Consider the following 24,386-nt stretch of genomic DNA (forward strand, 5'->3'; position numbering starts at 1 on the left):
AAGAAACGAATTTCATTGACAGCCTTTTCTCTTTCCTATTTTTTCTAAAACTGAATAAAATGAAACTATCTTTTAAAGAATTGATTAGATCACTAATTATAGGTTGCGTTATTTTTATAATATTACTATTAGTGAATATTGCTTTGGGGCATAAATATGTTTTCAACAGTAATTTAGCCGTTACATTTTTATACACTTTATTTTATACACTTACGATTGGATATGCAAATAAATTAGTTTTTGTTTATTTGGATAGCGTTTTTGTAAAAGATAGGTTTTCGGTAAAACGAATAGTTGTTGGTTTTTTTAGTTCATTTTTCGTTTCTTTAACTGTTGTTTTTTTATTGCGAATCTTTGAAGATGTCATCATAGAAAAAAGAACTTTTGAAGTGTTTTGGAAAAATGAAAATCCTGCTAATTATATTTTTGCAATTGTTATTACCTTTTTGATAATTTTATCTTTCCATGTTTTTTATTTCTATAAAGCGTTACAGGAAAATAAAGTCAAAGAACAGAAAATCATCGCAGGAACAGCAAATGCGAAGTTTGAAAGTTTAAAGAACCAAATTGATCCTCATTTTCTTTTCAATAGTTTGAATGTTTTAAGTTCTTTGATTGAAGAAAATCCAGACAATGCGCAACGATTTACGACTTCCTTGTCCAAAATTTACAGATATGTATTGGAACAAAAAGATAAAGAATTAATTTCTGTCGAGGAAGAATTGGCTTTCGCCAAAACCTACATGAACCTGCTGAAAATGCGTTTTGAGAATAGCTTGTTTTTTGAATTACCAACCCAAGATGATTGGATTGCTTCGTCCCTCGCAATGACAGAAGCCAAAGTTGTGCCTCTTTCCTTACAGCTTTTATTGGAGAATACCGTAAAACACAATGTAGTTAGTGAGCAAAGACCGCTGCACATTCGCATAACAATTGATGGAGATTATCTTGCTGTTCAAAACGACTATCAAAAGAAAGAGGTGTTGCAGGATCGTCAAGGTGTAGGATTGCAAAACATAATCAATCGCTATGGAATTATTACTAACAGAAAAGTATTGATTGAACAAAACGAGAAAACATTTACGGTCAAAATACCAATTTTAACCAAACAAATTACTGTTATGGAAACAACCGCCAATTATAACGAAAATTCAGCTTATTACAGAGCAAAGAAGCGAGTAGAAGAGTTGAAAGGTTTTTATGGGAATCTAATATCTTATTGTTGTGTAATTCCAATTTTGATTTTTATTAATCTCACTTATTCGCCGCAATTTCAATGGTTTTGGTTTTCTGCAGGAGGTTGGGGATTTGGATTAATTATGCATGCATTGAAAGTTTTTGGATACAGTTCAAAATGGGAGGAAAGAAAAATTAAGGAGATTTTGCAAAGACATGACAGTGAAAAATCTTGGAAATAGTTTTGCGTTTTAAATTTTAATCTTGAAAATAAATTATAAAAAAACAGTATGGAACATATCAATCAAAACGACGAGCGCTACTACAGTGCAAAAAAGCAAGTTGAGGAAATAAAAGGGTTTTATGGTAACTTGATTTCCTACATTGTAGTAAATATAGGATTAGTTATTGTAAATTTAATGACATCGCCAAATCATTTGTGGTTTTACTGGCCATTGTTATGGTGGGGAATCGGAGTTGTTTTCCACGGTCTCAGAGTTTTTAAGTACATGCCTTTTGTCACAAAGGACTGGGAAGAAAAAAAGATAAGGGAGTTTATGGATAAGGAAAAGGGAAACAAGGAAACTTGGGAATAATTTTAAATAGTATAGCAATGGCAACATATAGAACTAAAATGGGTAATGATTATAATATAGATGCTGGTAATCCTGATGAACGCTATAACTTAGCTTATAAAAGAGTAAAAAGAATCAAAGGGTTCTATATTCATTTATTGGTATATGTAGTTGTAAATGCATTTATTATTATTGCAAATAGCAATGAAAGTATACCCAGCAATCATCTTTTTTGGAGTTGGGAGAATTTCTCAACGGCATTGTTTTGGGGGATTGGATTGACAGCTCACGGATTATCTGTTTTTGGAAGAAATATATTTTTTGGTGCAAACTGGGAAGAGAAAAAAATTCAAGAATTAATGGAAAAAGAAAAAAGTGAATAATGGGAGTGAAATAAGTATTCATCCCGAAGCTTCGGGAGCAGTTTTCAGTTAAACAAACATCCACAAAAACGTTTCAACAAGCAAATCATTCAACATTAAATGACTACAATAATAATAGAAGACGAAAAACCAGCGGCGAGGTTGCTCCAACGAAAACTGGAAAAACTAAATATTAAAGTTGGAGTGCTATTGCATTCCGTGGAAGAAGCTATTGCTTGGTTTTCTAATAATGAACATCCGGATTTGATCTTTCTGGACATTCAATTGTCAGATGGATTATCGTTTGAAATATTCGAAAAAGTATCTATTAAAAGTGCAGTAATTTTCACCACGGCTTATGATAAATATGCTTTACGGGCTTTCAAATTGAACAGTGTTGATTATCTTTTGAAGCCTATTGACGAAGATGATTTAGAGGTTTCCGTTACAAAATTTAAGGCGCGTTTACCTAAACTGGAAACAGTACAATTGGATTTTGAACAAATCAAAAAAATGCTGTCTAATCCATTTGAAAAAAATTACAAAAAAAGATTTTCTGTAAAAATAGGCCAACATTTAAAGGTGATTTCTGCCGATGAAATTGAGTGTTTTTTTAGTGAAAATAAAGGAACCTATTTGCATACTTTTGACAATAGGAATTATTTAATAGAAACAACTTTAGAACTTTTGGAACAGGAATTAGATCCAAAGGATTTTTATCGGGTAAGCCGAAAATTCATAGTTCCTCTTAAAGCAATTAAAGAAATTGTAGTCTACAGCAACTCCCGTTTGAAAGTTATTTTACCTTCTTACAAAGACGAAGAAGTAATTGTGAGTAGAGAAAAGGTTTCTGATTTCAAGAGTTGGATAGGCTGATAATAGTATTAAACAGATAAAGTATATAATGGGTATTAAATAACTCTTTTTTAGTGAATTAGGTATTTAGTATAGAATATGTCTATAGTGCTTTTATACCTTTAAAAATGTTTTTCGGATTCCAATTAGAACAAAAATGAGTGCCGTGTAAAGTATAAAAAACGGAATGATATATTCAATTAAATTCATAGGTAACATTACCGCAATTATCAATAGTTGGAAGCCCAAACCGTAGATAGAAAGTATCGTCATAAACCAATTAGGAAACGTTTTTACTTTGTAAGCTTCTTTATCAAGTGTGTGAATGATCTTGTCGAATGTGCCATAAACGAGGGTGTAAACACGGAACAGAATATCGACAGATTTTTGGGTTTCGCCGGGTAAAGCTCTGGGTGATTTGTACTCGAAAATTTTACTGGTAGTGTCTCCGCCAACGGATTTATTTCTTAAAATCACATAGTAGTAATTGTATAAAGTGCCCTGCAATTGGATGCCGATAAAAGCCAAAATAGTAACCCAAAATGATGTTTTTGAAACATAACAAATAGTCATTAAAAGCAGAAAATTTAAGATGATATCAAATACACTGTCCAAGTATCTTCCAGTATAAGAAGGCGTTTTTTTTAAGCGTGCCAGTTCACCATCTGCTGCATCAATCATTGATTTCAAAATGATAAAAAAACTTGCGAAATAGTAACTTCCTTGCAGAATACAGTAAATAGCAATCAAGCCCGAAACACCAAAAAGTAAGGTGACATGAATAGGAGTAAACCGAGTGTTTTTTAATTGATTGGCAAGAAATTTTCCAAATGGTCTTCCATAATCTGATAAATCTAAAAATTTATCTTGAGCGGCAAGTTTAGACATTTATGTTGGTAAACAAAGAAATGCGACAATATAGTCAGGTATTATTTTGAATTGAACACGGTTTAAACCGTGGGTTATGTTTATTTCTTATTTTGATAATCGGTGTAAAGTGAATGTCATTGCCGTTAATAAAAAGAAAGCCATCACTTGATGTAGTAATCCCAACCAAAGTGGGACACTGTAAAGCAGAGTAAGGATACCTAATGCAAATTGCAAGAAGACAATCAACACCAATATATTGATTCCTTTTTTCTGAAGTGAGGAAAGAGTGTATTTTCTGCTTGTAAAATAAAGAGCAAGAATTAATCCTACCACGACATACGCCATAGTTCGATGTACGAACTGAACGCCGCTTTTTCCTTCGATAAGATTTAAAAACAAGGTGCTTTTTTCTATAAAGACACTCTCGTGAATGAATTGACCATCACTCATCAGCGGCCAATGATTGTGAATCAAACCCGCATTTAAACCCGCAACAAACCCGCCATAAATGATTTGGATAACTAGAAAAATTAATGCGACACGCGCGAGATTTCGTAATGGAGGTATAGCTGTCGCTTTGTTTGGGTAGATTAAATCCAAAGCTACCCAGAGTGTGTAAGCAAACGTTATAAAAGCAAATGTAAGGTGTAATGCCAATCTAAAATGACTTACATCCGGATTGTCGATTAATCCGCTACGTACCATAAACCAGCCCAGAAATCCTTGAAAACCACCCATGAATAGTAGAACAACACATTTTTTTATAGTCTCTGTCGAAAGACGTTTCTTGAACAAGAAATATATAAAAGGAAGGATAAACGCTAAACCTATTATTCTCCCTATAAAACGGTGAAACCATTCCCAGAAATAAATGAATTTGTAATCACTTAACGTAAAATCATTGTGGATGTTTATTTTTTGGTACTCCGGAAATTTTTTATATTCTTCAAAAGCGTATGACCATTTTTCTGCTGTTAAAGGAGGAAAAGTATCAGTTACTAAATGCCAGTCGGTCATTGATAAACCGGAATTGGTCAATCGGGTAATTCCTCCCACTACAACCATCATAAACAATAATAAGCATCCTGATAACAACCAAATGATAACGTAATTATTCTCTTTTTTCATTGTTTGAAATTAATTTTTGCAAAGATATTTGAAATGTAATTAATTGTTAATTCAACAAGCGTTAATCTTTAATCCGATTTTTGCGGCTCTTTTTAGCATAAATTGAAAAGCAGCTTCATATTCATTTGGAATTTCTCCTTCTAAAATGGCTTCTTTTATGGCTTCTTTCAGCATTCCGATTTCTTTTGAAGGCTTTAAGTTAAATTTTTCCATAATTTCTTCACCTGATATTGGTGGCTGGAAATTACGTACCTGATCCCGTTCTTCGACTTCTACAATTTTCTGGCGGACGATTTCAAAATTATTGTGGTATTTCTTGAATTTATTTGGATTCTTCGTTGTGATATCCGCTTCGCATAGTGTCATTAAATTCTCAACGTCTTCGCCAGCGTCAAAAACCAAACGGCGCACTGCAGAATCCGTTACCGTATCTTGGGATAAAACAATCGGTCGTGAACTCATCATGACCATTTTTTGCACAAATTTCATTTTTTGATTCAACGGCATGTGCAAACGTTCAAAAATCTTTTTTGCCATTTTGCCACCAAGAAATTCATGTCCGTGAAAGGTCCAGCCTTGTTTTTTAGTAAAACGTTTCGTTGGTGCTTTACCTATGTCGTGCAATAATGCTGACCAGCGCAACCAAACATCATCAGTATGCGGACAAATATTATCGACAACTTCCAGCGTGTGATAAAAGTTATTTTTATGGGTATGGCCTTCAATTTCTTCCACTTGATTCAGAGCAGTCAATTCTGGAAGAATAATATCTAAAAGTCCAGTTTTGAACAATAGCAAGAATCCTACGGAGGGTTTGTCTGTCGAAAGTATTTTATTCAATTCATCGACAATGCGTTCTCCGGAAATAATTTTGATTCGTTCCGCATTTTTGGTTATCGAATTCAGCGAATCTTCTTCGATTTCAAATCCCAATTGGTTTGCAAAACGAATCCCTCTCAACATGCGCAAAGGATCGTCAGAAAAAGTAATATCCGGATCCAAAGGGGTTCTGATTATTTTGTTTTTTAAATCTTCCAATCCGTTAAAAGGATCGGAGAGTTCTCCAAAATTAGCGGTGTTCAAAGATAAAGCCAGTGCATTTATGGTGAAATCACGACGATTTTGGTCGTCTTCTAAGGTGCCGTTTTCTACAACTGGATTCCTGCTTTCAAAATTATAGGATTCTTTTCTGGCTCCAACAAATTCAATTTCGGTGTCTTCAAAACGCAGCATCGCTGTTCCGTAAGTTTTGAAAACCTGAACTTTTGGTTTGTTAGGAAGCAGTTGTGACACTTTTAAAGCCAATTCAATTCCGCTGCCCACGGCAACAATATCAATGTCTTTTTTAAAGTCTCTCTTCAAAAGTAAATCTCTTACGAAACCACCAATCACATAACTGTCAACGCTAAGTTCTTGAGAAGCTTGAGAAATTACTTCGAATATTTTGTTATGTAAGGCTGTTTTGTAGTTCATTTTTTATTACCGCAAATTCGCTAATTATTTTTTGGTATCAACGATACGTTTGTATTCTAAAGAGGTCAAGTTAAAATTAACCAATATTGCAAGTTTGTTTCCAGAAATTTTTAAATAATTTAAACACTGATTGTAATGACTATTGTTAAAACATTCGACAGTTTTTATTTCAAGAATTATTTTGTCATGGATAATAAAATCTGCATAAAATTTATGTTTTAAAATGGAATTTTTATAACTAACAGAATATTCTTTTTCCCTCTCATAGTGAATATTATTTTCGTTAAATTCAAATTCTAAGGCATCTTTATAAACTATTTCAGAGAAACCTTTACCAAGATTTTTGTGTACTTCATACAGGAGTCCAACAATTTTATAACATTCATCTTTATAAATTAAATCATCCATTTTTAAAATTGAATTAGCGAATTAGCGGTAAAAAAACAATTATTTCCGAATCACTTTTACCTGAGAATCACTTGTCAATTTTATAATTGTAGATGGTTTTCCGGCAATTTTTTCGCGATGCAAATTTACAACATAGTCCACGCCTTTTATAATTTCAGGACTGATTTCTTTGAAACTTTTTGGAGTAGGTTGTCCGGAGATATTTGCTGATGTGGAAACCAACGGTTTTTTCATTTTTTCCATCAATTTAAAACAAAAAGGTTCCTTTACAAGTCTAATTCCTAGTGAGTTGTCAGCTGCGATTAAATTGGGTGCTACGTTTCGTGGTTTGTCCAGAATTAAAGTGGTTGGGTTTTGATTTGCCAGTTCACTATCGGTCAGGTCAGAGAAATCCATAATTTGCCAGGCTACTTCCGGAATGTCTTTGAATACATTGTAAATCATTTTATCGCCATTCATCAAAACAATCATGCTTTGGGTTTCGGCTCTTTTCTTGAGTTTGTAAATTTTAGCGACAGCCTCTGGATTTGTGGCGTCACAACCAATTCCCCATACGGTATCAGTGGGGTAGAGGATGATTCCTCCATTTTTTATGACTTCGTAAGCATTGTGTATTTCTTGGTTGATATCCATGATTATAGGTCGATTATTTTATAAGTGGGAATTGCTTTGATTTTTAATTTATTATGATAAACATAAAGATTAATTAATCTTTCAGATATAAACCCGAAAATTCGTGCTTGATAGTCATCCTTGGGAATACTGACTTTAGATTCCAATTCAAATAGAATAGAAAAAAGCCAGGTGTAATAATCATCCCAAATTTTCTTGGAACAAATCATCATATTTGCTACATGAAACAGTCGACCTTCGTCTAAATGGGTTACAATACTTTCTTTGTATTGCGGGTACTTCTCACTAATTATTTTTTTTGTTAAATCCCAATCTTCTTTTCGGTGATCTTCACAGTAGTTTTGAGTCAGTGTAGTATTTTTAAATTTATATGGTTTACAAAGAATTACATCGTACTCCGAGAGTATTTTAATGATTTTTTTTTCTAAAATTTCTCCATCAGTTTTAACTAATTTTGTTTTTTTAAAATCATCAATCTTAATTTTTTTTTGAGCGGAAGGTTGGAAATTATAAAAGGGATTGAAAAAATTAAAATACCTCCTGTAATGACAGATTCCAACGTATTCAACATCCGTAATATTTTTCCAAATCCAATAAGAAGCAGTTAATTCACAGTAGTTTTTGTTTTTATTAGCAATGTTATCGAGCGTGTTGTCTCGCAAAATATTTGTTGCAATGTCTCCATTTTCGCCGACTTGTATCGGGATATGCAATTCGTTAAATAAAATAGGGGTCTCTTTATGTGTAACTGTAAAAATTTTAACCATTTTCTAGTTCTTTTTTAGATTTAATTAATGCGGATGCAATTATTTGGTGCATGTCGTAATATTTGTATTCTGCCAATCTGCCTCCGAAAATTACATTATTAAGGGTTTCGGAAAGCTTTTTATAATTGAGATATATCGCTTGATTTTTTTCGTCATTAATAGGATAATAAGCCTCTTTTTCGGACGTCCAATTTTCAGGATATTCTTTTGTCACTACAGTTTTCTTTTGGTTGCCAAATTCAAAATGTTTATGCTCTACGATCCTCGTATGTTGATATTCAATGTCATTATAGTTAATGCCTGCATTTCCTTGAAAATTCTCGGTATCCAGAATTTGTGTTTCAAATCGCAACGAGCGATATTCTAGTTTTCCAAACCGGTAATCAAAATATTCGTCAATTTTCCCCGTGAAAACAATTTTTGTTGCGATATTTTCAAAGTGCTCTTTGTTTTCGAAATAATCTGTATCAAGTTTCACTTCAATGTTTTCCAATAAATTTCCTATAATTTTATTGTAACCTCCAATGGGGATTCCTTGGTAGCGATCGTTAAAATAATTATTGTCAAAAGTAAATCTAACGGGAAGTCTTTTAATAATGAAAGCAGGCAGTTCGGTGGCCTTTCTGCCCCATTGCTTTTCAGTATACCCTTTGATCAAGGTTTCGTATATGTCTTTCCCCACCAATGAAAGTGCTTGTTCTTCGAGGTTTTTAGGGTTGTCGTTTCCAAATTCCTTAATTTGATGCTCAATTTTATTTTTTGCTTCAGCCGGCGTTTTGGTTCCCCATAGCTGATAAAAGGTATTCATGTTAAAAGGTAGATTATAAAGTTTACCCTTTGAAAGCGATAGAGGCGAATATACGAAATGATTAAAATTCACGAATTGATTTACATAATCCCATATTTTCTTGTCATTGGTATGAAAAATATGCGGGCCATATTTGTGGACATTTATTCCTTCAATATTTTCACAATAAATATTTCCTCCGGTGTGTTTTCTTTTATCTAAAATCAAACACTTTTTACCCGCTTTTGTTGCCTCATGCGCAAAAACACTACCGAAAAGACCTGATCCTACTATTAAATAATCATATTCTTTTTTCATTCAACAAAAATAGATATTTAATACTAAATTGCAACAAATTTCAAATTGATGTTTATGTTAGGAAAAATACAAGTGGGTTATTTAGTCTCGTACGATTATGAACTATTAAAAAATTCGATACCAACAATATACAAAGAATCTAATACTATTTTTTTAGCTATTGATAAGGAACGAAAAACATGGAACGGTGAATTTTTTACTATTGATGATACTTTTTTTGAATGGATTGATGCATTTGATGTTGAAAATAAAATTGTTATATATGAAGATGATTTTTACGTGTCAAGTTTAACTACAATGGAATGCGAGGTTAGAGAAAGAAAAATGCTTTCTGATAAAATGGGAATAGGAAATTGGTTAATTCAAATTGATGCAGATGAATACTTTTTAGATTTTTCAGGTTTTATAAATGATCTTAGGAAGTATGATTCTTTTTTGAAAAACCCAAAAGAAAATCCTGTTCAAATAGGTTGTTTTTTAACTCACTTGTACAAATACACTAATGAAGGAATATTGTATGTTGAAAATCTTACAAGAGTTTTACTTGCTACAAACTATCCAAATTACAAAGTAGGCAGAAAGACAAAAGCAAGGGTAATTTACACAGATAAAATTCTTTTGCATGAATGTTTATCAAGAACCGAAGACCAATTAGCTTTCAAATTAAAAAATTGGGGACATAATGTACAAATTAATAACTCTTTCTTTGAAAAATGGAAATTAGTAAATCAAGAAAATTATAAAACATTTAAAGATTTTTATTACATAGAAGCTGATACATGGAAGACTTTAGGTTATTTTCCTACAAAAAACATAGATGAAATTAAAAACTATGTTAGTAATAATAAAGTACTTAGAATTTCATCACTTTATCTTTTTTTTAAAAATTTCGGACAATGGTTTAAGTATTTAGCTAAATAATATTTTTGCTTTTATTAAAACAATCGACTAATCTTATAATAAAACAATTGAAAAGAACTATAATTTTTAATACGTCATTGATAACCAATCAAAAGGTGTTAATTGATATCATTGAAAGCTTCAATTCAAAAGGAATTCTTTTTGGCGACGGAGTGCGAAACAAAATAAAACTTTTTAAATTAGAAGGGAAAACGATAAATATTAAATCTTTCAAAACCCCAAATCTGATCAATAAAATTGCCTACAAATATTTCAGAAAATCTAAAGCCAGACGTTCTTTCGAATATGCAGCTATTTTATTAGAAAAGGGAATTGGTACGCCACAACCTATAGCTTGTGCTGAAAATTTCACTTTGTTGGGATTACAAGAAAGTTTTTATATCAGTGAGCATCTTCAGGCAGAGTTAACTTTCAGAGAATTAGTGCTGCAACCTGATTATCCGGATCATGAGAATATCTTGCGGCAGTTTACCCGATTTACATTTGATTTACATCAAAAAGGAATTGAGTTTTTAGATCATTCTCCAGGAAATACTTTGATTAAAAAAGCAGATGATGGAAGCTATAGTTTCTACCTAGTTGATTTAAATAGAATGAATTTCCATCAGTTTATGGACTTCGAGCTACGCATGAAAAATTTCAACAGGCTTACGCCAAAAAAAGAAATGCTGGCAATAATGAGTGATGAATATGCCAAACTTTACAATAAGAAATACGATGAAGTTTTTGTAAAAATGTGCTTTTATACCAACGATTTTCAAATGAAATTTCATAGAAAAATTGCTCGTAAAAAGAAATTATTGTTTTGGAGATAACTGTTGTTGTCTTTTCCAAAGTTGTTCTAATTCTTGATATCGGATGTGAATTGAATTGGCGTTTAAATAGCAAATAATCAAACCTTTTTTTCCGTCAAGAAATCCTAATCGGATAATGTAATTGAACAAAAAATTATAAGCAGGATGTAAAAAATGTAATAAAACCGAAGGCTTTTGCTTTTTTAAAAACTTCTCCTGTGCTTTGAATTCTCCGTACCGAATCGTTTTCGATTTATACGCTTGAAAATTAGCATAGGAATAATGAATCAGTTTGTTTTTTAGAACACCTATTTTTCCATTTACTTTTAATTTTTCATGAACAAGCCGGTCTGTGTTATATTCAGCTTGATTTTTATTAAAAAGCCTAAATATTTTATCATTCTGATTCCCGCTGAAATGCAATACTTTGCCTTCAAACATAAAAGTTCTATAGAAAAGAAAAGCCGAAAAGGTTTCATTGGTTTTTATTGTGGCTATAATTTCATTCTTTAATGCAGGAGTCAGTCTTTCATCTGCATCCAAAAATAAAATCCAGTCATTTTTTGCATGTAAAATAGCAAAGTTCCTTTGAGAAGAATAGTTTTCGAATTTATTTTGAATGAAAGTGACTTTTTCAAATGATTTACAAATAGCTTCTGTTTTATCGGTACTGAATGAATCGACAACAATAATTTCATCAGCAAAATCTAAATCAACCAAAAGTGGCTTAATTTGATTTTCCTCGTTTAATGTAATTATTAAAACTGAAATGTTCGTGTTGTGATTGTATTTCATTAATTTTTGAATGTTTTACAAAAATAGAATATTATTCTAAATGTGTTTCCAAGAAAGTATGTAAAGCAGGAATAATCAACTCGGGAGTAAACTCTTTGTAAAACGCAATGGTTTCTTTTTTTATGATTTTAGCCGTTTTGCCTTCAAATAAATCAGGTTTAAACTCTTGTAAATGCAGAGAAACATGATTAATTCCATCTTCAAATGTGGCCCATCCTTTTTTGTCAATCCAAGGCGAAAAAATAATAAAAGAGGGTTTTTCTAATGCTTTTGCCATATTTATTGCCCCGCCATCGTTGCCAATTATCATATCACAATGATTCATGATGGCGATAAACTCTCGAATGTTTTTTCCTAAGAGGGAGAAATAAATTTTTTGTCTAGTACTTTCTTTACACCCATTGTAAATTGTTTTTGCATCTTCAATTTGCTTTGGAAAATAATTAAAAAGAATATTCATATCTTCCTTATCTGCAATAAAATCGACTAATTGAGACATATATTCCAACGAATAGGTTTTGTCTGGACTGCTTCCAATTATGCTGACCATAACTGTTTTTTTAGATTGGTCTATACCGTGAGATTCAAAAAGTGAACTAGCAAAATCATTCTCTACTTTTGTGACATAAATTCTGGGAAATGTTTCTAATTCAATATCCAGATGCAAAGGATTTAGCAATGCTAATCGCTGTTCAATTATTAAACCTAAATTGGTATTAGTCGTTTTTTTTCTAATCACCGTATCCGTATAAAGAAAGTCTCTTCCTTTTTTCCAATACGATATTTTTTGTTTTGCACCCGATAACAATACGACAAGCCAGCTTTCTAATTTGGAATACGCATCTATAATAATATCATATTTTTCAGTTCGAATGGATTTCAATAATTTAAAATATTCCCATTTGCTTTTTTGATGTTTTTCCTGGAAAAGGATGAGATTATCGAAACTTGTATTTCCTTGTAAAACAGCAATGGTAGATTCGTAAACCATATAATCAATTTGCGCTTTTGGGTAGGCTTTGCGCAAATTATTGCATAATATGGAGCTTACTAAAACATCTCCAATCATTTTTTGTTGAATTACAAGTATTTTCATTTGAAGTAAATTTGAAAAGTTATGCTTTTGTTTTCAAGTAATTCATTGCACGAGGACTAATCCAGGTTTGTTTTCGTAGGACATTTAAATAATAAATGGATAAATTTTTAAGCATCAATCGATTCACTTTCAATTTTGGAATAAAAAATAAAAACACGCTTAAAAGCGACAAAAATAGTTTCTCACTAAGAACTCCTAAAATTAATAATGTATGTAAATAGAGTTGTATTCCTGTTGAAAATTGATTGCTGATGTACACGTGTTTTGAGATGATCACTTCTGTTTTCGTGAGTGCTTTTGTCTTTACGTTTAATCGGGATGCACCACCATGTTGATGGAAAATAGTAGCTTTTCGGGTAACGGCAACTTTTCCATCCGTATCAGAAATTTTTTTACAAAGTGCAACATCTTCAAAATAAAGCCAAAAATCTTCATTCCAGCCTTGAATTTTGTTAAACCATTCTCGGCTTATGAAAATGACCGCTCCGGTAACCCAATCTGGGTAAAACAACTCATTGTTGTTATTAAAACGTTTTTCTAATTTTGCCTTATTCAGTTTTCTAAAAATAGATCTTGACACTCCGAAAAATCGTCCTAAAGCCGGAAATAAATTGTTTTGTTTGTAAAAAACTTCGTTTTCGTTTATTTGTAAACAGGATAAAATTCCAATTTCTGGATGGGAAACAGCCGTTTCTAAAAGAGTTTCAAGGGCTTCAAGAGTAAGTTTTGTATCTGGATTTAAAAAAAGGAAATGGTTTCCCGTAGCAATGCTTTCACCAAAGTTGCAACCATTTGAGAAACCATTATTACCAGTGTTTTCTATAAATGTAAACTTGGAATATTTTTGTTTAAAAATGTTGAATTGTCCGTCATTCGAAAAATTATCAACAATGATGACTTCGAATGAGAATGTTTTCGAAATAATTGTATCAATGGATTCTAAACATTCGTCTAAGGCTTTCCAACCACGGTAATTGACAATAATTATTGAAATATCCAATAGGTCTTTTTATAAAGATTTTTAAACGAATACGGATTAAACCGCTACGTCATATTCACGTAAAGCATTATTCAATGATGTTTTTAAATCAGTTGAAGGTTTACGAGTTCCAATGATTAAAGCACAAGGAACCTGGAAGTCTCCTGCTGGAAATTTCTTAGTGTAACTTCCTGGAATCACAACGGAACGGGCAGGAACATATCCCTTCATTTCAACGGGAGTTTCTCCGGTTACATCAATAATTTTTGTGGAGGCAGTCAGGCAAACATTGGCACCAAGTACAGCTTCTTTCCCAACATGTACCCCTTCAACTACGATACATCGGGAACCAATGAAAGCGCCGTCTTCAATAATTACAGGAGCCGCTTGCAAAGGTTCAAGTACGCCACCAATACCAACGCCACCGCTTAAGTGTACGTTTTTACCTATTTGAGCACAACTACCTACGGTTGCCCATGTGTCTACCATAGTTCCTTCGTCTACATAAGCACCAATGTTTACATAACTTGGCATCAAGATAACACCACTGGAAATATAAGCACCGTAACGCGCTACTGCGTTAGGAACAACACGAATTCCTTTCTCGGCATAGCCTCTTTTCAATAACATTTTGTCATGGTATTCGAAAATTCCAGACTCTAATGTTTCCATTTTTTGAATAGGGAAATACATTACTACTGCTTTTTTTACCCATTCGTTTACTTGCCATCCCTCTCCAACTGGTTCAGCAACACGTAATTTTCCGGTATCTAATAATTCAATAACTGCTCTGATAGCATCAGTTGTTGTAGTTTCTTGTAACAAAGCACGGTTTTCCCAAGCTTGTTCTATAATCGGCTGTAATGGATTCATTTTTGATAGATTTTTGACAAAGATAGGGTTTTTAACTAAAAGCAAAAAGTCAAATTAATTTGAAAATGTTATATATTTGTACTTTAAATTGTAGGTACTATGGAAACCATTAGATTAGAATTTCAACCCGAAATCAAAGCCAAAATTCTGGAGTTATTGAGTTCCTTTTCATCAGATGAACTTACAATAGTTCAGGAAAGGTCAATTTTTGAAGAAGAAAAAAGAATGCTTCAGTCCAGGATTGATAAGATTGATAATGGTACTGCTGTATATTCTACTTTTGAGGAATTGGATATTTTGCTGGAAAAAACGATATCAAAATATGAGGATTAAATTAACTATCGAATTTAATCATGATTTAGATGATATAATTGATTTCGTTTCAAAAGACAAACCGCTTACTGCAAGAAAATTTAAAATTGTATTGATAAAAAACATAAAAAAAGATATGCAGCAGCCTTTTCTTTTCAAAAAATCAATTTATTTTGATAATGAAAACACAAGAGATTATGTTTTTAAAGGTTATACAATCGTTTTTAAAGTTGATGTTGCACACGAAACTGTTTTAGTTGTGGCAATTTTGAAACATAGGAATTCGTTTTAAGTAAAAATAGTATGGAAACCATTAGATTAGAATTTCAACCCGAAATCAAAGCCAAAATTCTGGAGTTATTGAGTTTCTTTTCATCAGATGAACTTACAATAGTAAATAGTACAGGAAGATGAGGCGTTTACTAGAAATAAAAAAAAATTAGACGCTTCACTAGAAAAAAATCATAATGGTACTGCAAAACTTTATACAATATACTAAGTTGATGCCTATCTTGATAAAGTGATTTCAAAGTATGAAAATTAATTATTCTGATTTTTTTTATGGATTTAGCCGATTAAGCTCAATATGTTTGTAAAACTTCTTATAAATGCCTAGAATTCTCTCCATAGACTACGGTCAAAAACGAACCGGAATAGCGGTTACTGATGAAATGCAAATTATAGCTTCGGGTTTAACCACAATCCCATCGGCAACTGCAATTGCTTTTTTGAAGGATTATTTTGCCAAAGAAAAAGTAGAAGCCGTTCTTATTGGTGAACCCAAACAAATGAATGGCGAACCCTCAGAAAGTGCATCGATCATTAAAGGATTTGTCACGCACTTTACCAATCATTTTCCGGAGATGAAAGTCATTCGGGTTGATGAACGGTTTACTTCAAAAATGGCTTTTCAATCCATGATAGATAGCGGCCTGAGTAAGAAACAGCGTCAAAACAAAGCACTTATTGACGAAATATCGGCCACGATTATGCTTCAGGACTATTTGACCAGGAAAAAATTTTAAAATCAGTGTAAAAAAGCTATTTTTTTGCTAAAACGGTTTGATAAATGTAACTTTTGAGGTAAAATTTATGCTTTTTTTTGTGAATATATCATTTACCTTTGCACTTTAAAATCTAGTTATGCCTGACACAACCATACGTACAAATAGTGAAGTAGTTCTTATTGGAGCTGGAATTATGAGCGCCACGCTGGGCTTAATCCTAAAAGAACTGCAACCGGATATAAAAATTGAAATTTACGAACGATTAGATAGAGCGGCGGCTGAAAGCTCTGATGCATGGAATAATGCAGGAACTGGACATGCTGCTTTTTGTGAACTCAATTACACTCCCGTAGGACCTGATGGAAGCATCAGCCCAAAAAAAGCGATCAGTATCGCGGAGTCTTTCGAAGTTTCCAGACAGTTCTGGGCATATCTCGTTCAAGAAAACAGAGTTCCTTCTCCTGAAAATTTTATTAAAAGCATTCCCCACATAAGTTTTGTATGGGGAGAAAAAAATGTTGCTTATCTTAAAAAAAGATTTGACGCGTTGCATTTGAATCCTCTTTTTAAGCAAATGGTTTTTAGTACTGATTTTGCACAATTAAAAGAATGGATGCCGCTGGTTATGGAAGGGAGATCAGAAACCGAAAAAGTGGCCGCAAGTTCAATGGCAATTGGGACAGATGTAAATTTTGGAGAATTGACACGAAGTATTTTTGGTTATTTAGCAAAACTAGATGGGGTTACCATTCATTATAACCACGAAGTTCAAAAATTAAAACAACGAGAAGATAAGTTATGGCGCATAAAAATCACTGATTTAGCTTCCGGTCAAAAGAGAAAAACATACTCTAAATTTGTTTTCATTGGTGCTGGGGGTGGTTCCTTGCCATTATTAGAAAAAGCAAATGTGCCCGAAGGCAAAGGCTATGGCGGCTTCCCAGTGAGCGGACAATGGCTAAAATGCACAAATCCGGAAGTGATTGCAAAACACCAGGCTAAAGTATATGGTAAGGCAAGCGTGGGAGCACCACCAATGTCTGTACCACATATTGATTCCCGAATGATAAATGGAGAAAAGCAATTGCTTTTTGGTCCTTTTGCGGGTTTTTCGACTAGGTTTTTAAAAAATGGCTCCTATTCAGATTTACCTTTATCGATAAAATCAGATAATATTATTCCAATGTTAGCCGCAGGTATTAAGAATATACCCCTTACCAAATATTTAATTGAGCAAGTGCGCCAATCCCCTAAAGACCGAATTAATGCGTTAAGAGAATATGTTCCCAAGGCACGATCCAAAGACTGGAAAATTGAACGTGCCGGACAACGGGTACAAGTGATAAAAAAAGACGAAAAAGAAGGAGGCATACTGGAGTTTGGTACCGAAGTAATTACCACTGCAGATGGATCTTTATCCGTTTTGCTGGGGGCTTCTCCAGGTGCTTCAACAGCAGTTTCTATTATGATAGATTTGATAGGAAGATGTTTCAAAGAGGAAATTAAAACGGCGGAGTGGCAGGAGAAATTAAAAATCATGATTCCTTCTTATGGTCAAAATCTCAATGAAGATCCAATTTTATTAGAGAAAATCAGAAAAGAAACGGCTGCCGTCCTAAAACTGAATAATTAGAAAGTCAGCACAAAAATAAAAAGCGTTTGAATTAGATAAGAATCTGGTTCAAGCGCTTTTCTTGTTAAGATTCCTTTAATGCTGTTGTGGTTTTTAAAATAGTTTCGGATAAACTGGTCAGCCAGATTAATTGTTCGATTACCAATTGTGCTTCTTGCATTTTCAATTGAAAAGCCTTTTCATCAATAGGAATTCCTGCTTTCAATTCTCGGGCACGTATATTTTTCAATTCGGTAAAACGTAGCGCTAAATCCTCTTTGGGAAGGTTTTCTTTTAGCTTGAAATCATTTTCCTTCAAAAGTGCAATAGCCTCATCCAGATTTCTAATCACAGTATCCACCACCACATTGAATGCTTCAGATGCGGAGGTTGTTTTATGGGATTGAATGTAAGTTCCTAAAGACGCTAATGAGGAGAGAAGAGAGTGATTTAATACCGTTAGTTTATAGACTTTAGGCAGCTGTTTTTGTTTTGATTTAGGCTCTTGTGCCATTCTCTGAAAAGAAGCCATTAAATTCCCAATCTCGATGAAAGCATTTTTACGAGCCAAGCGGTACGATGTAGAAACGGTTCCTTTTTTATTATAAAAAATTGAAATTTCCTTCAGGTAATTTTGATTGGCATTGATGGATTTTTCTAAATGCATGGGCATGTTTAAAAATTCCCAAGAAGGCCATAAAAAATGATTGGCCAAAAAAGCAAGACCGGCACCTACAATGGTGTCCAGTATTCTAAATTGAACAAGATCCCCTATGTTAGGAGTCACAATTCCATAAATAAAAACAACATACATGGTTACAAATGTGGCACTGACTTTGTAATTTGTTTGGGTAAAAGAGAATCCTAAAAGCAAGCAAAGAATAGAAAGAATACTGATTATAATGTTGTCTTTGACAAAGAAAAGAATTCCAAAGGCAATTAATCCACCTAAAACAGTACCTAGAATTCTATGAAAAGAACGTTGTTTAGTCAAGCCGTAACCGGGTCGCATGATAACGATAATAGTCAATAAAATCCAGTATACATTATGAAAAGGCAGTATTTTTCCAATAATAAAACCAACTAATAGCGCTATTGTTAATCGTAAGGAATGCCTGAAAATAGTGGAGGAAAAACTCAGATTCTCTGTCAAAGTACGCCACGGATAATACTGCGGCGTTAAGAATTTTTCTAAATCGGTATCGATTCCTGTAAAATCCTGTAAATTAACAATTGAGGTAAAAGCACGTTCTACAATTTTTATTTTCTCGACTTGCTTTTCCGCATATTCCAGCATAGTGGTAAGCATAAAAACGCCTTCTGAGGCAGAATTTTTTCCTAAATCTTTTTCATAATCAGTGATTGCCAGCTGTAAGGCGTTCAAATCGTTTAGCAATGTGTGTTTTGGAATATAATTCTTTCGTTTTTTTACACTTTCAGATAATTGCTTTAAACTTGTGGCCAGATTGTAGGCTAAGTTTTGATACGTCAGCAAGACCCTTGGATGATTGTCGAATTTTCGGTGCAATTTATCATGGTCAAATGACGTAGACAATGCCACTTCAAGGATTTCTACCATTGCTATAAAAACAAGCAACATTTTTCGATTTTGATTAGAAGAACCTGCGCTGATATGGCTGTTAATCAATACTTCTCTTATGTTTTGATGAATGGTGTTCAACTCGACCTGAAGGTTTAACTGCTTTTCAATAATTGCTTTTTTATCGGCGTCTATGGTCCATAAATCTCCTCTTAGCTTCAAATATTTAGCCGTAAGTTTGATGCATTCAGCAATTTGTAATTCGATGTAGCGATGTGGTCTGATGTAGTGAAAAGTAAGTGAAACAACGAGATAGAATAATCCTCCTGCTAGAATCAAACCGGAATGTTGTACCATAGCCCAACCGGTATTTATATCAGAAAATGTCAAGGAGATTGAAATCAGGGAGGAGAAAGAAACCATTGTAGCTCGTTGTCCGTAAACGGATAACATGGATGTCAGGAAAACTAATAAGGCTAAAAAAGGATAAAAAATCCAAGAATACGGATAAATTATATTTACCAGCAAATTCACACTAGCAACAAGAATGGTGGCAACAAGAACCCCGTTGACTTTATGTTTCAGACTACTTGGAATGTCACTGGGATAAGTAAAAAAGGCTCCAAGAGCTATTGTAAAGCCTACTTCGAATTTGCCAAAAAAAGAAAACAGCATCACCGGAATCACAGTGGCGATAGTTACTTTTAGGGCATTAGTGAAATACGTCGTATCGGTAAATTTTTGGATTTTATGAATCATACAATTGTATTGCTTGCAAAGGTAAGGATTGTAGGAATTTTTCAAAGGAATACTATCGGTCTTTTAACCTAAATTTTAAATAGTGATGAATTATCATTAGAGCATTATTCATTGGCTATTTTTTTACTATTTTTGCAGACCGAATTAAAAGAGAACTTATTTCGATTTTAATAGCTAATATTTAATACAACACGAATGATTTTACCAATTATAGGATATGGTGATCCAGTTTTAAGAAAAACAGGGGAAGTTCTTTCACCAGAACATCCAAACTTGAAAGAAACGATTGCCAATATGTATGAAACGATGTATAATGCCTATGGTGTGGGTCTTGCTGCGCCACAAGTAGGATTAGCGCTTCGTTTATTTGTAGTCGACACGACTCCTTTTAGCGACGATGAGGAATTAGAAGATGCAGAACAAAAAGAATTAAAAGGATTCAAAAAAACCTTTATCAATGCAAAAATGATACAAGAAGAAGGTGAAGAATGGAGTTTCAATGAAGGCTGTCTGAGTATTCCGGATGTCAGAGAGGATGTTTATAGAAATCCAACCATAACAATTGAGTATTGCGAAGAGGATTTTGTAATGAAAACCGAAGTTTTTGACGGATTAATCGCCAGAGTAATCCAACATGAATACGATCATATTGAAGGAATTTTATTCACCGATAAAATTTCGTCATTAAAAAAACGATTGATTCAAAAGAAACTGAAAAACATTTTAGAGGGAAAAACATTCCAAGACTACCGAATGAAATTCTTTGCCAAAAAAGGAAGATAAAACAGCTTTTTAACTTCGCTTGGTATGATTTTTGGTTTCAAATAAAAATAAATAAGTCAAATTCTTAATAATAATTCCACAATAACATGAATTTAGAAAAAATATTAGCCATTTCTGGGAAACCAGGTTTATATGTATTGAAAGTGCAAACAAGAACCGGATTTGTAGCAGAATCATTAGCGGATGGAAAAAAAATCACCGTAAACTTGAAAAGCAATGTAAGCTTACTATCGGAAATTTCAATTTATACCTATGAAGGCGAAAAACCTTTAGCTGAAATCATGCAAAAAATTGCTGATAAAGAAAGCAAAGGTGCGGCAATATCCCATAAAGAAGATAACACTACATTGATGGCTTATTTCAAAGAAGTTTTACCTGATTATGATGAAGAAAGAGTATATCCTTCTGATATCAAAAAAGTGTTGAACTGGTATAATATGCTTCAAGCAAAAGGACTTGTTACTGATGAAGCTCCTGCTGCTGCAGTGACAGAAGAGGTTGCAGCCGAAGAAACTCCAGTAGCGGAAGTTAACGCTCCTGCTAAAAAAGCAAAAGCTAAAAAAGAATAATCAGATTTTAAAATACTATTTAATCCTGTTCAGTTGTTTTTCTGAACAGGATTTTTTTATTTTTACCAAAAACTATCCCTAATGAATTCAAGACAAAACCAACTGCAAGCTTTCGAACGAGTATTAGATATTATGGATGATTTGCGTGAAAGATGTCCTTGGGACAAAAAGCAAACTATGCAAACCTTGCGCCATCTTACCATTGAAGAAACCTATGAATTAGGCGATGCTATTTTAGACAATGATTTGAACGAAGTCAAAAAAGAATTGGGTGATTTGTTGTTGCATATTGTTTTTTATGCCAAAATAGGAAGCGAGACGAACGATTTTGACATTGCTGATGTGTGTAATGAAATTTGTGAAAAGCTAATTCACCGTCATCCCCATATTTACAGTGATGTGGTGGTAAAAGACGAGGAAGAAGTGAAACAAAACTGGGAAAAACTAAAACTCAAAGAAGGCAGAAAGTCCGTTCTGGAAGGTGTTCCAAGAAGTTTACCCGCATTAGTAAAAGCAAGCCGAATCCAGGAGAAAGTAAAAGGAGTGGGTTTTGATTGGGAAGAATCGCATCAGGTTTGGGATAAGGTTCAAGAAGAATTAGACGAATTACACGTTGAGGTTGAAGCAGGAGATCAGGATAAAATTGAAGCCGAATTTGGGGATGTTTTATTTTCAATGATCAATTATGCCCGATTTTTAAATGTAAATCCAGAAGATGCTTTGGAACGAACCAATAAAAAATTTATCAAGCGCTTTCAATATTTGGAAAGTAAAGCAGGAGAATTGGGAAAACCTTTAATGGATATGACACTTGCTGAAATGGATGTTTTTTGGGAAGAAGCGAAGAAACTATAGTGTTTATTATTAAATAATTAAATTAGGATCACTTATAAAATTATCCAATGCCAGAAAATAAAACTGAGTTAAAACGTTCTTTAGGATTAATCGATGCCACGAGTTTAGTTGCCGGTTCCATGATAGGATCCGGAATTTTCATTGTAACATCAGCCATGGCAAGAGATATTGGTTCTGCTGCCTGGTTATTAGTTATTTGGTTGGTAACGGGATTAATCACGGTTGCCGCGGCATTGAGTTATGGAGAATTGGCAGGAATGATGCCTAATGCGGGCGGACAATTTGTGTATATTCAACGCGCTTATGGGCGATTGGTTTCTTTCCTGTATGGTTGGACTGTTTTTACAGTAATTCAAACGGGAGTTATTGCGGCTATAGCGGTTACTTTTGCGAATTATGCCGCTATATTCTTTCCTGTTTTAGATCAAACTCTTTTTAGGGTTGGTACTGGTTTTATTTTTTCGTATCAAAAAGTATTGGCTATTTTTAGTATAATCCTGTTAACCTACATCAATACCAAAGGAGTAGAAAGCGGAAAAACAGTTCAGTTGCTCTTTACTTCGGCAAAATTAATAGCGCTTTTTGCCTTAATAATTTTAGGATTATACGTGGGTCTGCAAACGGATGTTTTGTCCAATAATTTCGCAACTATGTGGGAAGCCAGCAAAACGGTAGTCAATCCTGATGGAACAATTACAGTAACAAAATTAGCAGGTATGGCTATTTTGGGAGCAGCAGGAGCTACCATTATTAATTCCTTATTTTCTAGTGATGCTTGGAATAATGTCACTTTCATTGCAGGGGAAATTAAAGAACCTAAAAAGAATATCCCCCGAAGTTTATTTCTTGGAACTTTAATGGTAACCATTATTTATGTTTTAGCAAATCTGGCGTACTTGGCGTTATTGCCAATGCAGGGAACTCCAAACGCTGCTGATATTGCCAGTAACGGAATCATGTTTGCTAGTAATGATAGAGTAGGAGCGGCCGCAGCAAGTATGATTATGGGAAATATTGGTGTTTTTGTGATGGCTGCCTTAATCATGGTTTCCACTTTTGGTTGTAATAGCGGATTGATTCTCTCGGGAGGAAGATTGTTTTTTGCCATGGCAAAAGATGGGTTGTTCTTTAAACAAGCTACGGAGTTAAATAAAAATCAGGTTCCAGCCAAAGCACTTTGGGTGCAATGTATCTGGGCGTGTGTGCTTTGTGTTTCAGGGAAATTCGGTGATTTACTGACGTACGCAACCTTTGCATCGTTGTTGTTTTATATCCTAACTATTATGGGTGTATTCATTCTTAGAAAAAAAGAACCGAATGCTGACAGACCTTATAAAGCTTTTGGTTATCCATTTGTACCTGCATTTTATATTGTTGTAACAGTAGCAATTTGCCTTACTTTATTGATTTATGATACGTTCAATACGGGATTAGGATTGTGTATAGTTGCACTTGGAGTTCCTGTTTATTATTTTGTAATGAAAAAGAAAGAGCAAAATTAATGGAGCTATTCTGCTAATTTTTTTAGCGCATTGATATCTTTTAAAATAATTTTTTTGGCTGTTAATTCAATCAAGCCTAATTTTTTAAAATCAGATAGTAAACGGATGCAACTTTCAGTGGCAGTGCTAATTATACTGGCTAATTCATCTCTTGAAAGTTGTATTTTTAAGGAGTTATCCTTATTTTTTCCAAAAGTATCATTTAGATAAAGCAGTGTTTCGGCTAGTCTTTCTTTGACTGTTTTTTGGGCCAAATTCACCATGTGATCATCGGCTTCCTTTAAGTCACCACAAATAGTTTTCATAACGTTCATAGAAAACTGATTGTTCTTGCCAAAGCATCCCATCACTTCTGATTTTGGAATACAAATACCATCTTTTAGACAGTAAATACCATTTACATTCTCTCCCTCTTCAAATGTAACCGCTCCTTTTTTACTACTATGGGAGGTTTTACAATAAGAAAGTTTTAGTAATTCGTCTTTTGTTAAGGTTTTTAAAGAGCTAAATTATCTGACGAAACGTTGTTCGCATTTGCTCATATTCTTTGGTGTTAAAAGGCAAATGGATATACAAACTGATACCTTCAGAACGATTGCTCTCTGTGAAAGATTTCTTCAAAATTTCTTCAAAATTT

The 24,386-nt window shown here is 33.4% G+C and carries 26 protein-coding genes and 1 pseudogene; 14 read left to right on the forward strand and 13 right to left on the reverse strand.

Going from position 1 to position 24,386, the window contains the following annotated elements:
- Nucleotides 1-59 precede the first annotated feature (59 nt).
- The 4 genes from EKM03_RS04235 to EKM03_RS04250 all read left to right on the forward strand — a co-directional run bounded on the left by EKM03_RS04235 (nt 60) and on the right by EKM03_RS04250 (nt 2,989).
- Nucleotides 60-1,418 carry a histidine kinase gene (locus tag EKM03_RS04235; RefSeq protein ID WP_126739922.1) on the forward strand — a complete coding sequence of 453 codons (1,359 nt, stop codon included), beginning with the start codon at nt 60-62 and terminating at the stop codon, nt 1,416-1,418.
- Between the two features lie 48 nt (nt 1,419-1,466).
- On the forward strand, nt 1,467-1,772 hold the full coding sequence (locus EKM03_RS04240) for a 2TM domain-containing protein (protein ID WP_126739923.1): 306 nt from the start codon (nt 1,467-1,469) through the stop codon (nt 1,770-1,772).
- Nucleotides 1,773-1,789: 17 nt separating this feature from the next.
- A complete protein-coding gene (locus EKM03_RS04245; RefSeq protein WP_126739924.1) occupies nt 1,790-2,134 on the forward strand; it encodes a 2TM domain-containing protein in 345 nt (114 codons plus the stop codon).
- A gap of 99 nt (nt 2,135-2,233) precedes the next feature.
- Entirely contained in the window at nt 2,234-2,989 is a 756-nt protein-coding gene (locus tag EKM03_RS04250) for a LytTR family DNA-binding domain-containing protein (protein WP_126554413.1), read from the forward strand.
- A gap of 93 nt (nt 2,990-3,082) precedes the next feature.
- Here EKM03_RS04250 and EKM03_RS04255 read toward each other — a convergent pair whose 3' ends face one another.
- From EKM03_RS04255 to glf, 7 genes are all read right to left on the reverse strand, one after another.
- Entirely contained in the window at nt 3,083-3,856 is a 774-nt protein-coding gene (locus EKM03_RS04255) for a CDP-alcohol phosphatidyltransferase family protein (protein ID WP_126576872.1), read from the reverse strand.
- Nucleotides 3,857-3,943: 87 nt separating this feature from the next.
- The gene (locus EKM03_RS04260; protein WP_126739925.1) at nt 3,944-4,966 is read right to left on the reverse strand and encodes a COX15/CtaA family protein; all 1,023 of its coding nucleotides are present in this window, start codon (nt 4,964-4,966) and stop codon (nt 3,944-3,946) included.
- 51 nt (nt 4,967-5,017) lie between these two features.
- Nucleotides 5,018-6,439 carry a CCA tRNA nucleotidyltransferase gene (locus EKM03_RS04265; RefSeq protein WP_126460441.1) on the reverse strand — a complete coding sequence of 474 codons (1,422 nt, stop codon included), beginning with the start codon at nt 6,437-6,439 and terminating at the stop codon, nt 5,018-5,020.
- Nucleotides 6,440-6,463: 24 nt separating this feature from the next.
- Nucleotides 6,464-6,847: a GxxExxY protein gene (locus EKM03_RS04270; RefSeq protein ID WP_126554421.1), complete on the reverse strand. Its 384-nt coding sequence runs from the start codon at nt 6,845-6,847 to the stop codon at nt 6,464-6,466.
- A gap of 39 nt (nt 6,848-6,886) precedes the next feature.
- Nucleotides 6,887-7,480 (reverse strand): L-threonylcarbamoyladenylate synthase, encoded by a 594-nt coding sequence (locus EKM03_RS04275; protein WP_126554423.1) that lies wholly within the window; start codon nt 7,478-7,480, stop codon nt 6,887-6,889.
- Between the two features lie 2 nt (nt 7,481-7,482).
- Complete coding sequence (locus EKM03_RS04280) at nt 7,483-8,247, reverse strand: DUF4422 domain-containing protein (RefSeq protein WP_126739926.1); 765 nt, start codon at nt 8,245-8,247, stop codon at nt 7,483-7,485.
- Entirely contained in the window at nt 8,240-9,352 is a 1,113-nt protein-coding gene (gene glf / locus EKM03_RS04285) for a UDP-galactopyranose mutase (RefSeq protein WP_126739927.1), read from the reverse strand. Before glf ends, EKM03_RS04280 begins: the two co-directional genes overlap by 8 nt.
- 54 nt (nt 9,353-9,406) lie before the next feature.
- Here glf and EKM03_RS04290 point away from each other — a divergent pair, with 54 nt between their 5' ends.
- Nucleotides 9,407-10,273, forward strand: a complete 867-nt coding sequence (locus tag EKM03_RS04290) for a hypothetical protein (RefSeq protein WP_233584054.1) — start codon at nt 9,407-9,409, stop codon at nt 10,271-10,273.
- A 77-nt stretch (nt 10,274-10,350) separates the two neighbouring features.
- Nucleotides 10,351-11,088, forward strand: coding sequence for a lipopolysaccharide kinase InaA family protein (locus EKM03_RS04295; protein ID WP_370273042.1), 738 nt, complete (start codon nt 10,351-10,353; stop codon nt 11,086-11,088).
- Here the strand turns inward: EKM03_RS04295 and EKM03_RS04300 are convergent.
- The 4 genes from EKM03_RS04300 to EKM03_RS04315 are packed head-to-tail and all read right to left on the reverse strand — an operon-like array spanning nt 11,071 to nt 14,810.
- Nucleotides 11,071-11,862: a glycosyltransferase family 2 protein gene (locus EKM03_RS04300; RefSeq protein WP_126460470.1), complete on the reverse strand. Its 792-nt coding sequence runs from the start codon at nt 11,860-11,862 to the stop codon at nt 11,071-11,073. The genes EKM03_RS04295 and EKM03_RS04300 overlap by 18 nt on opposite strands.
- 31 nt (nt 11,863-11,893) lie before the next feature.
- A complete protein-coding gene (locus EKM03_RS04305; RefSeq protein ID WP_233584056.1) occupies nt 11,894-12,958 on the reverse strand; it encodes a glycosyltransferase family 9 protein in 1,065 nt (354 codons plus the stop codon).
- Nucleotides 12,959-12,977: 19 nt separating this feature from the next.
- Nucleotides 12,978-13,958: a glycosyltransferase gene (locus EKM03_RS04310; protein WP_126739928.1), complete on the reverse strand. Its 981-nt coding sequence runs from the start codon at nt 13,956-13,958 to the stop codon at nt 12,978-12,980.
- 36 nt (nt 13,959-13,994) lie between these two features.
- Entirely contained in the window at nt 13,995-14,810 is an 816-nt protein-coding gene (locus EKM03_RS04315; protein WP_126460476.1) for a 2,3,4,5-tetrahydropyridine-2,6-dicarboxylate N-succinyltransferase, read from the reverse strand.
- Nucleotides 14,811-14,909: 99 nt separating this feature from the next.
- Between EKM03_RS04315 and EKM03_RS04320 the strand changes: the two genes are divergently transcribed.
- The 4 genes from EKM03_RS04320 (at nt 14,910) to EKM03_RS04340 (ending at nt 17,762) form a co-directional block, all read left to right on the forward strand.
- Complete coding sequence (locus EKM03_RS04320) at nt 14,910-15,143, forward strand: hypothetical protein (RefSeq protein ID WP_126460479.1); 234 nt, start codon at nt 14,910-14,912, stop codon at nt 15,141-15,143.
- The gene (locus EKM03_RS04325) at nt 15,133-15,414 is read left to right on the forward strand and encodes a type II toxin-antitoxin system RelE/ParE family toxin (RefSeq protein WP_126739929.1); all 282 of its coding nucleotides are present in this window, start codon (nt 15,133-15,135) and stop codon (nt 15,412-15,414) included. The genes EKM03_RS04320 and EKM03_RS04325 overlap by 11 nt, the downstream gene beginning before the upstream one ends.
- Nucleotides 15,415-15,730: 316 nt before the next feature.
- A complete protein-coding gene (gene ruvX, locus EKM03_RS04335; protein ID WP_126739930.1) occupies nt 15,731-16,147 on the forward strand; it encodes a Holliday junction resolvase RuvX in 417 nt (138 codons plus the stop codon).
- Between the two features lie 118 nt (nt 16,148-16,265).
- The gene (locus tag EKM03_RS04340; protein ID WP_126515525.1) at nt 16,266-17,762 is read left to right on the forward strand and encodes a malate:quinone oxidoreductase; all 1,497 of its coding nucleotides are present in this window, start codon (nt 16,266-16,268) and stop codon (nt 17,760-17,762) included.
- A 64-nt stretch (nt 17,763-17,826) separates the two neighbouring features.
- On the opposite strand, the gene EKM03_RS04345 is transcribed toward EKM03_RS04340, so the two are convergent.
- Nucleotides 17,827-20,040, reverse strand: coding sequence for an FUSC family membrane protein (locus EKM03_RS04345; RefSeq protein WP_126739931.1), 2,214 nt, complete (start codon nt 20,038-20,040; stop codon nt 17,827-17,829).
- A gap of 195 nt (nt 20,041-20,235) precedes the next feature.
- Here EKM03_RS04345 and def point away from each other — a divergent pair, with 195 nt between their 5' ends.
- The 4 genes from def (at nt 20,236) to EKM03_RS04365 (ending at nt 23,749) form a co-directional block, all read left to right on the forward strand.
- Nucleotides 20,236-20,823 (forward strand): peptide deformylase, encoded by a 588-nt coding sequence (gene def / locus EKM03_RS04350; RefSeq protein WP_126554430.1) that lies wholly within the window; start codon nt 20,236-20,238, stop codon nt 20,821-20,823.
- A gap of 86 nt (nt 20,824-20,909) precedes the next feature.
- On the forward strand, nt 20,910-21,392 hold the full coding sequence (locus tag EKM03_RS04355; protein WP_126460497.1) for a DUF5606 domain-containing protein: 483 nt from the start codon (nt 20,910-20,912) through the stop codon (nt 21,390-21,392).
- Between the two features lie 81 nt (nt 21,393-21,473).
- The gene (gene mazG / locus EKM03_RS04360) at nt 21,474-22,247 is read left to right on the forward strand and encodes a nucleoside triphosphate pyrophosphohydrolase (RefSeq protein ID WP_126460500.1); all 774 of its coding nucleotides are present in this window, start codon (nt 21,474-21,476) and stop codon (nt 22,245-22,247) included.
- 47 nt (nt 22,248-22,294) lie between these two features.
- Nucleotides 22,295-23,749 carry an APC family permease gene (locus EKM03_RS04365; RefSeq protein ID WP_126739932.1) on the forward strand — a complete coding sequence of 485 codons (1,455 nt, stop codon included), beginning with the start codon at nt 22,295-22,297 and terminating at the stop codon, nt 23,747-23,749.
- 5 nt (nt 23,750-23,754) lie between these two features.
- On the opposite strand, the pseudogene EKM03_RS04370 reads toward EKM03_RS04365, so the two are convergent.
- A pseudogene (locus tag EKM03_RS04370) lies at nt 23,755-24,291 on the reverse strand (Crp/Fnr family transcriptional regulator).
- Nucleotides 24,292-24,386: the final 95 nt, after the last annotated feature.

Source organism: Flavobacterium sp. GSP6, assembly GCF_003984855.1.
Lineage (GTDB): Bacteria > Bacteroidota > Bacteroidia > Flavobacteriales > Flavobacteriaceae > Flavobacterium.

Excerpts from the sequence above, each read along its gene's own strand:
- EKM03_RS04355 (WP_126460497.1), top strand. The coding sequence starts at position 20,910 with ATGAATTTAGAAAAAATATTAGCCATTTCTGGGAAACCAGGTTTATAT.
- EKM03_RS04255 (WP_126576872.1), bottom strand. The coding sequence starts at position 3,856 with ATGTCTAAACTTGCCGCTCAAGATAAATTTTTAGATTTATCAGATTAT.
- mazG (WP_126460500.1), top strand. The coding sequence starts at position 21,474 with ATGAATTCAAGACAAAACCAACTGCAAGCTTTCGAACGAGTATTAGAT.
- EKM03_RS04250 (WP_126554413.1), top strand. The coding sequence starts at position 2,234 with ATGACTACAATAATAATAGAAGACGAAAAACCAGCGGCGAGGTTGCTC.
- EKM03_RS04320 (WP_126460479.1), top strand. The coding sequence starts at position 14,910 with ATGGAAACCATTAGATTAGAATTTCAACCCGAAATCAAAGCCAAAATT.
- EKM03_RS04345 (WP_126739931.1), bottom strand. The coding sequence starts at position 20,040 with ATGATTCATAAAATCCAAAAATTTACCGATACGACGTATTTCACTAAT.
- EKM03_RS04305 (WP_233584056.1), bottom strand. The coding sequence starts at position 12,958 with ATGAAAATACTTGTAATTCAACAAAAAATGATTGGAGATGTTTTAGTA.
- EKM03_RS04235 (WP_126739922.1), top strand. The coding sequence starts at position 60 with ATGAAACTATCTTTTAAAGAATTGATTAGATCACTAATTATAGGTTGC.
- EKM03_RS04240 (WP_126739923.1), top strand. The coding sequence starts at position 1,467 with ATGGAACATATCAATCAAAACGACGAGCGCTACTACAGTGCAAAAAAG.
- EKM03_RS04260 (WP_126739925.1), bottom strand. The coding sequence starts at position 4,966 with ATGAAAAAAGAGAATAATTACGTTATCATTTGGTTGTTATCAGGATGC.
- EKM03_RS04265 (WP_126460441.1), bottom strand. The coding sequence starts at position 6,439 with ATGAACTACAAAACAGCCTTACATAACAAAATATTCGAAGTAATTTCT.
- EKM03_RS04275 (WP_126554423.1), bottom strand. The coding sequence starts at position 7,480 with ATGGATATCAACCAAGAAATACACAATGCTTACGAAGTCATAAAAAAT.
- EKM03_RS04315 (WP_126460476.1), bottom strand. The coding sequence starts at position 14,810 with ATGAATCCATTACAGCCGATTATAGAACAAGCTTGGGAAAACCGTGCT.
- ruvX (WP_126739930.1), top strand. The coding sequence starts at position 15,731 with ATGCCTAGAATTCTCTCCATAGACTACGGTCAAAAACGAACCGGAATA.
- EKM03_RS04280 (WP_126739926.1), bottom strand. The coding sequence starts at position 8,247 with ATGGTTAAAATTTTTACAGTTACACATAAAGAGACCCCTATTTTATTT.
- EKM03_RS04340 (WP_126515525.1), top strand. The coding sequence starts at position 16,266 with ATGCCTGACACAACCATACGTACAAATAGTGAAGTAGTTCTTATTGGA.
- EKM03_RS04325 (WP_126739929.1), top strand. The coding sequence starts at position 15,133 with ATGAGGATTAAATTAACTATCGAATTTAATCATGATTTAGATGATATA.
- EKM03_RS04365 (WP_126739932.1), top strand. The coding sequence starts at position 22,295 with ATGCCAGAAAATAAAACTGAGTTAAAACGTTCTTTAGGATTAATCGAT.
- EKM03_RS04290 (WP_233584054.1), top strand. The coding sequence starts at position 9,407 with ATGTTAGGAAAAATACAAGTGGGTTATTTAGTCTCGTACGATTATGAA.
- EKM03_RS04300 (WP_126460470.1), bottom strand. The coding sequence starts at position 11,862 with ATGAAATACAATCACAACACGAACATTTCAGTTTTAATAATTACATTA.
- EKM03_RS04245 (WP_126739924.1), top strand. The coding sequence starts at position 1,790 with ATGGCAACATATAGAACTAAAATGGGTAATGATTATAATATAGATGCT.
- EKM03_RS04270 (WP_126554421.1), bottom strand. The coding sequence starts at position 6,847 with ATGGATGATTTAATTTATAAAGATGAATGTTATAAAATTGTTGGACTC.
- def (WP_126554430.1), top strand. The coding sequence starts at position 20,236 with ATGATTTTACCAATTATAGGATATGGTGATCCAGTTTTAAGAAAAACA.
- glf (WP_126739927.1), bottom strand. The coding sequence starts at position 9,352 with ATGAAAAAAGAATATGATTATTTAATAGTAGGATCAGGTCTTTTCGGT.